Source organism: Lentzea sp. NPDC005914, assembly GCF_040629405.1.
Lineage (GTDB): Bacteria > Actinomycetota > Actinomycetes > Mycobacteriales > Pseudonocardiaceae > Lentzea.
Map to the genome: position 1 here is coordinate 134,000 of NZ_JBEXVQ010000001.1, position 12,188 is coordinate 146,187.

General features: G+C 67.9%; 3 protein-coding genes. All 3 read left to right on the forward strand.

Annotated features, from left to right (window positions below):
- The 3 genes from ABZ345_RS00630 (at position 1) to ABZ345_RS00640 (ending at position 12,010) form a co-directional block, all read left to right on the forward strand.
- The gene (locus tag ABZ345_RS00630; protein WP_359841454.1) at positions 1-942 is read left to right on the forward strand and encodes a D-2-hydroxyacid dehydrogenase family protein; all 942 of its coding nucleotides are present in this window, start codon (positions 1-3) and stop codon (positions 940-942) included.
- 176 nt (positions 943-1,118) lie between these two features.
- A complete protein-coding gene (locus tag ABZ345_RS00635) occupies positions 1,119-11,507 on the forward strand; it encodes a calcium-binding protein (protein WP_359841456.1) in 10,389 nt (3,462 codons plus the stop codon).
- A gap of 47 nt (positions 11,508-11,554) precedes the next feature.
- Positions 11,555-12,010, forward strand: a complete 456-nt coding sequence (locus ABZ345_RS00640) for an SRPBCC family protein (protein WP_359841458.1) — start codon at positions 11,555-11,557, stop codon at positions 12,008-12,010.
- Positions 12,011-12,188: the final 178 nt, after the last annotated feature.

The window sequence follows — 12,188 nt, forward strand, 5'->3', positions numbered from 1 at the left end:
ATGAAGTGCGTGGTGCTGGACGACTACCAGGGTGTGGCTCTCTCGAACGCAGACTGGTCAGGTCTCGACGTGACCGTGCTTCGGGAGCACCTCGACGACCCCGCGGAAGCACTGGCCGAGGCCGAGTGCGCGGTGATCATGCGCGAGCGCACCCCGTTCACGGCAGAGCTGTTCGGGAAACTGCCCGAGCTGCGGCTGCTGATCACCAGCGGCATGCGCAACGCCTCGATCGACCTCCAGGCCGCGAAGGACCACGGCGTCACGGTCTGCGGCACCGGCAGCGCCAAGACCCCGCCGACCGAGCTGACCTGGGCACTCATTCTCGGACTGGCGCGGCACATCGCGGTCGAGAACGCGGCCTTCCACGACGGCGGCCCGTGGCAGAGCACCGTCGGCATCGACCTCGCGGGCGCCACCCTCGGCCTGGTCGGCTTCGGCAACCTCGGCAAGGCCGTCGGCCGCGTCGGCAAGGCGTTCGGCATGGACGTCGTCGCGTGGAGCCAGAACCTGACCGAGGACCGCACCGCCGCCGAGGGCGTGCGCATTGCCTCGTCCCTGCACGACCTGCTCGAACAGTCCGACTTCGCGTCCATCCACCTCGTGCTGGGCGACCGCACCCGAGGCCTGGTCGACGCGAAGGCCCTCAGCGCGATGAAGCCCACCGCGTTCCTGGTCAACACCTCGCGTGCGGCGATCGTCGACCGGAACGCCCTGCTGGACGTGTTGCGGGACAACAGGATCGCGGGCGCCGGGCTCGACGTGTTCGACACTGAACCGCTGCCGCTGAACGACGAGCTCCGCGCGTTGCCGAACGTCCTGGCGACCCCGCACCTCGGTTACGTCACGCAGACCAACTACCGGACGTACTTTCAAGAGGCCGTTGAGGACATTCACGCGTTCATCCAGGGCACGCCGCTTCGGGAGCTGACCCACTCCCAGTAGCCCTCCGGTCAACCGAACGGGTGAATAGCGGCGACCGGCCGATCCACGGGTAACGCCTCCTTCTGGACCGCCGACTACTCGGTGGCGGCACAAGTGTGCCCTGCGTCACTCCATATCGGACATCTGACCTGGCAGCGAGGCGTCGGGGGCCACGCCGTCAAGAGGGCGGGTCGGCCATGCGGTATTCGCGGACCAGGCGTGCGGTAGCGGCGTTCACCAGCGGTGCGTTGGCACTGCTCGGACTGGTGGTCGTGAGTCCACCGGCGATCGCGCAAGCACCCGACGTGCAGAAGATCCTCGCGGGGATCAGCGCGTTCGGTGACTTCTCGAAACAGCTCGCCGGTGTCGGCAAGCTGGGGGAGGCGCTGCCGTTCCTCGGCGTCAGTCCGGGCGCGGCGCTCGGCTTCGGCGATCTGGTCGCCAAGACGGTGCACGACCCGTTGAAGGACAAGCAGAACTTCCCCGACCTCGCGGGCACCTACCAGCTCGGCGACAGCAGACCTGGCACCCTGACCGTGCAGACGAGTGACACCAACGGAGTCAAGCGCGTCGACGCAACGCTGCACGTCACGACCGTCGCGGACAAGCAGCCGATCAGCGTCGCCGACCCGTCGGTCAGCTTCACCACGTCTGGTGCCGTGGACGTGAATTTCACGTTCGACGCCCAGTTCCACTTCGCCTACCAGGAGTCCACCGACTCGTTCTGGGTCGTGAAGGACGGCGACTCGCCGAAGTTCACCGTGGGCGCGAAGGGCGAGCTCGACCCCTCGGCGACCCCCACCGCGGGCTTCGGCATTCTCGGCGTAGACCTCGACAAGGGCGCGTCGCACGTCACCGTCGAAGCGAACATCACCGCGTCCGCCGACGACCCCAACGGCGACGGCAAGCTCACCGAGCTGTCCGAACCCGGTGCGGCGGCGGGGCTTTTCCACATCGGGCTCGGCGCCCCGGCCGGCAAGGTCGACGCCGGCCTCAAGTTCACCTCGCAGCAGCTCGCCGGCGCGAACGTCGGCGGACTCACCGGCACGATCGGCGTGCAGTGGCCGGACATCGCGAGCGGCGCGCCGTCGATCAACGTCAGCGGCCCGGACCTGGCCCAGCTCCAGCGGTTCACCACGCTCAGTCCCCGTGATCTGCTCGAAGGCCTGAGCCACCTGGTCAACTCGATCGAAGCCGTGCAACGGGCGCAGTGGGGTTCGACGGCGGACCCGGTCGGCAACGTGAACCTGCCGTTCATGCGCGGCACGGTCGCCGACGCGGTCAAGGCGGGCAGCGCGCTCGCGAAGTTCGTCGACGACAACGTGTTCAAGCCCGAGGAGGATCCGGCCAAGGCCGGGCTGCCGAAGTTCAGCTCGATCCAGGACCTCTTCACCAAGCTCAACGCCGGCCCGATCGCCGTGACGGGCGTGAACTACCGCGACGACGTCAAGAAGCTCGAGTTCACGCTGACCATGAAGCAGGACGCTCCCCAAGACGGCAAACCCCTCGATGTCGTCGCCGAGTTGACGTCCGGCCAGGGCGACAACGTCACCTACACCGACACGACGCTCAAGCACGTCGGCAAGGCCAAGCCGTGGACCGTGGACGGGTTCAAGGGGCGCATCGTGTCCGCGGGCACCTCGCAGGGTGTCGTGAAGAGCAACACCGCTGACGAGATCACGCTCGAAGAAGGCTGGCAGGGCGGGAAACCGGCCGACCACTCGCCGTACAAGGTCAACGCGCCGGACCCGATGACCGGCCAGGTCACGTTTGGCGACATCTTCTCGAGCAAGGGCCTCAAGGGCGCCAACGCCTTGAACGCCACCGCTTCCGTGAAACCGTCGTACGAGGCGAAGGCGACGCTCGTGCTGGACCTGCGCGACCCGATCAAGGGTGACGCGTGCAAGCCGCTCGACCCCGACGCGGCGGCCACCGGCTGCCCGTTCGCGGACAAGAACCCCGACGGCACCACGACGCTGGTGTCCAGCCTGCCGCGCACGCCCGACCGATTCCTGCTGCGCACCGGCGGCCAGCTGCTCAAGGCTTCCGCCGCTGTCGACACGAACGTCGACGTGAACGGCAGCGTCGGCTACCTCAAGGTGCACATGTCCGGCGACCTGCACATGTCCACAAAGGACGGCTCGGCGGACATGCTGTCGATCAGCCTGAAGAAGGTCGGTGACGCGGACGGCGACCTGCCGCTGTCGCAGGTCTTCGCCAAGGTCGTCGACAACCCGGACACCGCCGCTCTGGAACCGGAGAACCTGCTCACCGTCGACGTCGGCGCCAAGGCCACCGCGACGGTGAAGCTCGACGTCCCCGGCATCACCGACTTCTTCGGCGGTCCGGTGCAGGTCGGCGTCACCATGCCCGACATCACCGACCCCGGAGGCGTCCAGTTCACCGGCCTCGACGCGCTGGACAAGGCCAAGGCGTTCGACTTCGACCCGAACAACCCGCGCGCCATGTTCGGCCAGATCATCAAGGCGCTGCAGGTCCTCAACAGCTCGCTGCAGACCGTCGACGGCGACGGCACCGTGAAGACCGCGCTGACCACGCCGCTGCCGGTCGTCGGCAAGTCGCTGACCGACCTGCTCGGCAGTGCCGACGCGGGCACCGGCAAGTACGGCAACACCACGGTCAACGGCGTGAACGTCGGCTTCCTGCGTGACGACAGCAGGACCGGCGACAAGGCGTTCGGTGCCGACCTGCGCGGCCGGGCCGTGCTGGTCGGCACCCAGGTCATGGTCGTCGCTGCCGCCGACCCGGCGAACAACCGGGTGCTGCTGGCCGAGACGTGGGCCAACGTGCCCGCGGACGGCACGGCGTACGCGTTCCGCAGCCCGTTGGAGGACGCGGTCGACAAGCTGACCGCCGCGCCACCGGACTACCTGCAGGACCTGGTCACGCAGCTCAACGCCGCGCTGCCCACCGGCAGCGGCCTCTCGTTCGGCTACCAGGTCGTCGACAGCAAGCCGTCGGTCGTGCTCAAGATCGACGTGAAGCGGAAGGTCGCGACCTCGCAACCGGTCCGGTTCTCGTTCACCGACGACAAGGGAACGGCGCGCTCGCTGGTCGGCGCCGAGGGTGAGGCCACCGCCGACCTCGCGCTGACCGGGTCCACCAAGATCGGGTTCGTGCTGCCGCTGGAGGCAGGCGACGGGCCGAACGACGCCGGCGGTCTCAAGGTCCTGCCCGACTCCACTGTGGACATCACCGCGCACGGCGGGATCACCGGTGTCGTGAAGTCGTCGGTCGGGCCGCTGTCGATCGCGCTGGGCAATCCCAAGGGGCCGGAGAAGGCCGTCGCGAACGCGCACTACAACGCGCATCTCGGCTATTCCGGGCAGAACCCGGTGTCGTTGAGCGACTTCGTCAAGGGCGTGTCGCTGACTCTCAACGGCGACAACCAGCCCGTGACGTGCCAGGGCGACCCGGCGCAGGGCACCGACCTCGCGTTGTGCGCGGTCATGCCCGTGTTCGTCAGCTCCGACAACACGAACTGGACCAAGCTGGCCAGCCCCGGTGACTCGTTCATCGTCCGGCTGCCACGACAGGTCGGCAACCTCAACGAGGCGTTCTCTTTCACCCCCGACCTGCCGAACAACGTCAAGCGGTTCGAGATGCCCACGGACATCGGGCAGAAGATCCTCGACGCGCTGCTGGACTTCTCGCAGTTCGGTGACGGCATCGAGAAGTACCTCGCGATGATCGAACGCGCGTTGAGAACAGCCGCGTTCGACGGCAAGCTGCCGCTGGTCGGCGACGACATCCAGCAGGGAGCCGACAAGTTCGGCCAGCTGCGAGCCAAGATCCAGGAAGCGATGACCCACCTGCCGGGCGGCGGCCGGGTCAACAACACCGGCGAGCTCCAGACGTGGGTCAACGACCACCTCAAGGACGCGGTCGGCAGTGCTGTCACGGTCGGATTCACCTGTGACGCAACGCTTCTGCCCGCGACCAGCGCCAAAGCCGTCACCCAGGGCACGGCCGGGACGAAGAAGTACGTCTACGGCGTGGTCGCGACTGCTCAGAACAAGGACGCGCCACCCGCGGTCGCCGAGGTGACCACCGGCGCGGATCCGTTGACCGGCGGCAACTTCAACCGCATCACGTGGACGAAGTCGCAGTACGCCACCGGGTACAAGATCATCCGCAAGACCGACCCGAACGCGAACAACTGGGTCGTGATCAAGGGTGACCTGACCGCGAACGACGTGCAGTTCGACGACAAGGCGACACCCAACGGCGCGGCCTACGTGCCCGCCACGTCGAACCCGAAGCTGACGGACTGCCCGGCGGCGGCGTCGCTGGTCGACATCACCGGTGCCACGTTCACGTTCGACGTGTGCGACGGCGACGTCTTCGGTGACGACTGCACCAAGGAAACGCTGGCACTGGAGAGCCCGCTCGACATCGGCATCCCGGGTCTCTCGTTGAAGGCCGCCGAGGGCGCGCCGAAGATGAAGGCAGCACTGGGTTATCACCTGCACGTCAAGGTGGGCGTCGACAAGAGCAGCGGCTTCTACGTCGCCACCCACGACGGCGCGAACCCCGAGCTCGGGGTCAAGCTGAGCTTCACGCTGCCCGACGCGATGAAGGCACGCCTGGCGTTCCTCGACGTGGACCTGAAGCAGCACGCGGGCGGCGCGACCGACCTGTTCGCCGGCACGTTCGTCGTCGACCTGCACAAGAAGGGGCAGGCGGCGTGCTTCGAGAACTGCGGCGCGGCCAACGACGACCGGATCACGCTGGCCGATCTCGCCGACATCGGCCAGGTCACGAGCGTCTCGCTGAAGGCCAAGGTCGGCATCGACTGGGACTTCGACGTGTCCGCCGGCCCGCTTCCGGGCATCAACGGCTGGTTCCACCTCAAGTGGGAGTGGAACGCGTTCGGCGGCAAGCCCGGTGACGGGACGCCGGAGATCGCGTTCAACAACGTCCAGCTCAACGCGGGCAAGTTCCTCGGCGAGGTGCTCAAGCCGATCGTCGAGAAGATCGCGCTGTTCACCAAGCCGATCCAGCCGATCATCGACCAGCTCTACGCGCCGATCCCGGTGCTCTCGGATCTTTCGCGGGCAGTGGGCGGCGGTGACGTCAACCTGGTCACGATCGCCAAGGAGTTCTCGACCATCGCGGGCGGCCCGGACCTCGAGTTCGTGGACAAGGTCCTGCGGGCGATCCAGCTGATCGGCAAGATCACCCAGAACGGCGGGGCGATCGACATCGGCAGCTTCGCGGTGCTGGGCGACAAGGCCAAGACCACGACGAACTCGCCGGACAACGCGTCGTCGCTGATCGGCACGAAGACACTGGCACCGGGTGACCTGGCGTCGAAGATCGACGCCTCGGCCGGTGGCGGGAAGATCGTGTCCGACGGCGAGGAGGGGAACAAGGCGGGCTTCTCGTTCCCGATCCTCAAGGACCCCGCCCAGCTGTTCGGCCTGATCATGGGCCAGGACGTGGACCTGATCCGGTTCGACTCCGGCCCGTTGCGCCTCGGCTTCTCCTACAGCCAGTCGTTCGGCCCGGTGTACGCGCCGCCGCCGGTGTTGGTGACGATCTCCGGCAGCGCGTCGGTGGAGGCCAGGTTCCGCGCGGGCTTCGACACGTTCGGCATCCGCAAGGCGATCGAGTCGGGCAAGGCCGCGTCCATTCTGGACTCGATCTACCTGGTGACCCAGGACGAGTCCGGCAAGCCGCTGCCCGTCGTGACGTTCCGCGGTGAACTGGCCGCGGGCGCCGCGGTGAGCGTGGTGCTGATCGAGGTCGGCATCAAGGGCGGCGTCGCCCTGACGATCAACCTCACCTGGGCGGACCCGAACAACGACGGCAAGTTCCGGTTCTTCGAGTTCTCCAAGGTGGCGCTGAACAACCCGATGTGTCTGTTCAACATGGACGGACGGCTGAGCCTGTTCCTCAAGGTGTACATCACCCTCGGGTTCTCGATCTTCAGCGTCACGTTCGACTTCACGCTGGCCGACATCACGTTGCTCGACTTCTCCGTGAAACCCGACTGCTCGCCGCCGCCACCCGTCCTCGCGCACAAGGACGGCTCGACGCTGGTGCTGCACATGGGCAACGGCGACATCGGCAAGCGCGGCCACTCCGCGTGGACCGGACAGGGCAACGAGGAGAAGTGGACGGTCACGCAGCTCGTCAAGGACGGCGGCAGGTTCGACGGCTTCGCCGTGAGCGCGCTGGGCTTCCGCGAGGAGTTCCGCGACCCGAACCTGACCAAGGTGTACGGCAACGCCACCGGTGACACCGGCAAGCGGATCATGGTGTTCCAGGGTGACGGCGACAAGAGCGGTGCCAAGAACGACGCCAAGGCCGAGGCCAAGCCGTTCGACAAGGAGGTCGAGGTCACCGGTGGTTCCGGCGACGACTCGATCAAGACCGGCATCGGCAGGTCCGTGGTGAACGGCGGTCCCGGCAAGGACCAGATCACGACCGGCGACCTCGCGGCTGCCTTTGGTGGCAAGGGCAACGCCACGGTCAACGGTGGGGACGACGACGACACGATCACCGTTGGCGGGGCCGGCGACACCGTGACCGGTGGCGGCGGCAAGGACCGCATCGCCGCCGGGCTCGGCAAGAACCGGATCGACGGCGGCGACGGTGACGACAACATCGGCATCGGCTCCGACAGCCCGCTCGCGGCGAGCAACCCGGGCAAGCCGGAGTACGTGGCGCAGGCCAACGTGATCATCGGTGGCGGTGGCAGCGACCGGATCTCCGGTGGCTCCGGCGACGACACCATCTACACCGGCACCGAGGTCGCGACCGGCGTCGACGAGGACGGCCCCGACGACAACGGCGTCAACGGCGACCTGACCAAGATCGCGGTCAACGTCGTGGACACCGGCACGGGCACCGACACCGTGTACGGCAGCAAGGGCGTCGACTTCGTGACCGGCCACTCGCTGCTCAGCCAGGTCGACGACATCCGCGGCGGTAGCGCCAACGACGTGCTGACCGGTGGCTACGGCAAGGACAAGGTGTACGGCGGTCCGGACGACGACTACGTCATCGCGGAACCGTCGGACGTGGGTGACGTCGTTGGATCCGGTGTCTTCGGGCCGATCCGCAACGTCGCGCACCGCGTCCTGCCCGCCGGCGTGAGCCCGCAACCGAAGCTGCTGGTCGGCGGCTACGGCAACGACCACGTCATCGGTGGTGACGGCGGCGCGGAGATCTTCGGTGACAAGAACGCGAACCCGTGCACGCCGCCGAGCAACGACCCGGCGTCGATGCCGCCCGCCGAGCCGCTCGACGCTCTGGACGGCCGCGACCTGATCACCGGTGGTACCGGGGTGGAGATCGTCGCCGCCGGTGGTGCCGCGGACAACGTGGACGCCAAGTCCGGCAAGGACCGCGTGTGCGGTCAGCTCGGTGACGACGTGCTGGCCGGTGGCAACGACGACGACACCATCTACGGCGGTGGCGGCAAGGACGTTGCTTACGGTGACGCCGGTGTCGACAACGTCTACGGCAACAACGACGACGACACTCTCTACGGTGGCTCTCAGGACGACATCATCGAGGGCAACAACGGTGTCGACCACGCGTTCGGCGGCCCGGACAACGACCGGGTCATCGGTGGCACGCGCAAGGCCGGTGAGCCTGACGTCGGCGACGTCCTCTACGGCGACGCGGGCAACGACATCGTCATCGGCGACAACGGCGTTGACGGCCCGTTCGACCTCGACGGCGCGAACGCTGCCGCTGGTGGTGAGGACTTCGTCTTCGGTGGCGACGGCGACGACCGGGCGTTCGGCGGTCTCGCGCACGACGAGGTGTTCGGTGGCCCGAAGGACGACTACCTGGAGGGCAACAACGCCGCAGACCTCGTGCACGGTGACGGTGACGAGGACCGGATCGTGGGCGGCAGCTCCGAGATCTCTGCCGGTTCCGGACGCCCGGACGCCGGTGACACCCTGTTCGGCGACGCGGGTCACGACCTGATCGCCGGCGACAACGCGGTGCTGTCCCTTGTGGACGGAGTGCAGGCCACGCCGGTCACGCTCGGACGTGGCTTCGCCAAGGCGCACAAGGTCGAGCTGCTCGACCTCGGCTACACGCCCAAGGCCGGCACGTCAGGTGGCGACAAGATCAGCGGTGGCGACGACTCGGACGTGATCTACGGTCAGGGGGACGAGGACACCATCACCGGTGACGGCGCGGACGACTACGCCGAGGGCGGCCCGGCGCGCGACAAGATCGGCGGCAACGACGGCCAGGACGACCTGGTCGGTGGCTCGTCGACCGAGGACTCACCGGGTGTCGGCCAGCCCGACGTCGGTGACGTCATCCACGGCAACGGAGCGCAGGACGTCGTGCTCGGCGACAACGGCCGGCTCGTGCGCGGTGGAACGCTCAACCGGATCACGCTGGAACGCGGCATGACCGGGCGCGCGATCTTCCTCTACGACCTCGGTCTCACCCCGCACGCCGGCTCGTCCGGCCCGGACGAGCTCGACGGTGACGACGGCAACGACGTGATCATCGGCCAGGCCGGACCGGACCGCTTGAAGGGCAACGGTTCCGACGACTACGTCGAAGGTTCGCAGGGCGTCGACTGGATCGAGGGCGACGACGGCGACGACGATCTCGTCGGTGGCAACAGCACCCCGTTGTCCGGGACAGGCGACACGACCGTCGGACAGCTCGACGCGGCCGACGCGATGTTCGGCGGCCGTGGCGACGACGTGGCCATCGGTGACAACGGCGTCGTGCTCAGGCCGGCTGCGGGGGAGACCCCGACCCGCGCCACGGTCAGGCTGTCGTCCGCCGGTGGAAACCCTGCTGCACAACGGATCGTGCAGCGCTACGACTTGCAGTCCGGCCCGGCCGACCGCTTCGGCGACGACCGGATGTCCGGTGGCGCCGGCGTGGACGTGCTGTGGGGCCAGGACGGCGTGGACTTCCTCGCCGGCGACGGCAACGCCGACTACCTCGAGGGCAACGGCGGCGCGGACGTGCTGCGTGGTGACCGCGGGCTCGGCTCCCCGTCGTCCGAGACCACCGTCGTGCCGCTGGCCGATCCCGGCTGGCCTGGAACGCCGAGTGCCGAGCTCGTGGGCGACGCACCCGACGGCCAGGACGACATGATCGGCGGCAGCACCATCCAGGGCTTCCGCGACGGTGGTGACGCGTTCGAGGGCAACGGCGAGGACGACGTCCAGCTCGGTGACAACGGGTCCCTGAAGCGCACTTTGCAGGGCCAGCCGGGGTCGATGACCGAGCAGGTCTACGCCGAGCGCTACAAGTCCGGTGCGGTTCCTTCGAACGCAACGGTCTCGCGTGTGGCCGACATCGGTCCGTCGACTCGCTTCTGCACCACGGCCCAGGCCACGTGTGAGGTGCTTAGCGCGTTCGGCAACGACACGATGTACGGCGACGACGGCAACGACGGTATGTGGGGTCAGGACGGCAACGACACCATGTACGGCCAGAACGGCGACGACGACATGTACGGCGAGCTCGGCGACGACGTGATGTTCGGCGGCGACGGCGAGGACGCGATGCTCGGCGACCGCGGTGGCGTGGTCAACGAGTACATGAACGCCAACGACGTGGCCTCGAAGGGCTTCACGACGAGCTTGAGCTCGGTGCCGCAGGAGTCGTACACGGGCTTCCGCGCGGGTGCTTACGACCGCCGGATCGACCTGCTGCACGACGTCAACGGCGACCAGTTCGCCGGCGGGCCTTCCACGCCTTCGATGCCGCACAACGGCATCGCCGAAGGTGGCAACGACCGCATGCGCGGCGGCCAGGGCAACGACAACATCCACGCCGGCTTCGGCGACGACCTGGTCAACGCCGACAGCGGCGGCGACCAGACGTTCGGCGGCGACGGCGCGGACGTCCTGTGGGGCGGCAAGGGCTGCGACCAGGTGGTCAACGCGGCAACGCCGGACTGTTTGGTGAACGGCACGTTCGACGCCTCCTCGCGCGGCACGAACGACAGGTTCGTCGACCACACCTTCGGCGGCGTCGGCGGCACCTCGCCGGCCTCGCAGCAGGGCATCCTCGGCTCCGACGTCCTCGACTTCAACCCGCGCGGCTCCTACCCGGGCAACTGCGCGCAGGGCCTGTGGCCGCAGACGCTCGGCAGTGGCGCGATCGACCCGTGCCTGTGGTTCGAGATGACCGAGAAGACCAACGACAACCCCGCGGTGCCTTCGACGCTCGCGGACAACCAGCACCACGACGGCACCGACTGGATCTACGGCGGCTGGGACCGCGACGTCCTGCAAGCCGACCGCGCGCAGAACGGCCCGAACCCCGGTGACCGCCTGATCGACTGGAACGGCGCGTACAACCTGTACACGCACTGTCCCGCGTCGTACGGCGGCTTCAACGACATCCGCCAGCACAGCCCGGGCATGCAGACCTTCCTGCAGAAGCTGGCCTGGGGCTCGGGTGCGGGCCAGACCGTGAACGACGCTCTGACCAGCGGCACCTCGGCATTCCGCGAGCTCGCACTGGTCTACCCGTCCGACAACAACCAGCACGGCGTCGGCCCCGCCTATCCCACGACACCGGGTCACTTCGACTCGCCGGTGTCCTGCACGGACTGAGAGGAGCACCCTGGATCGCCGAACCTACTCGTAGTAGGTTCGGCGGCATGACCCCTGACGCCTCCGCGCACATCGACGTCGCCGCCTCGCCGCAGCGAGTGTTCGACCTGGTCAGCGATCTGCGCGGGCTGAGCGGAGTCGCCGAGGAGTACTCGGGAGGCCGGTGGCTGGGTGCCGCCGGCCCTGCCATTGGAGCCCGGTTCCGCGGTCTGAATCGCCGGGGCTGGCGGGTGTGGCCGACGACGTCCACGGTCACCGACTGCTCGGCCTCGCGGTTCGCGTTCGAGGTGAAGTCGCTCGGCATGGCGGTGTCGCGCTGGCAGTACGACATCGAGGAGACGCCCTCGGGCTGCCGGGTCACCGAGTCCACGTGGGACCGTCGACCGTCCTGGTACAAGCCGATCACGGTGCTGGCCACCGGGGTGAAGGACCGCGCCGTGACGAACCAGGCCAACATCGAGGCCACGTTGCAGCGACTCAAAGAGGCCGCCGAGTCGGCGTGAGCCGTTGTCGTCCTGTTTGACAACCGGACAGAAACGCTCACGTCTTCACTCGCACTCCAACAGGCATGAACAGCAGCCACCACGTCCGTGAGCTGCAAACATCGGAGGACCGGAACTAGTTCCGGTCCTCCGAGTCCGTTGTAAACGCTCTCACCAGCGTGGGACGCTGCCCGAACGA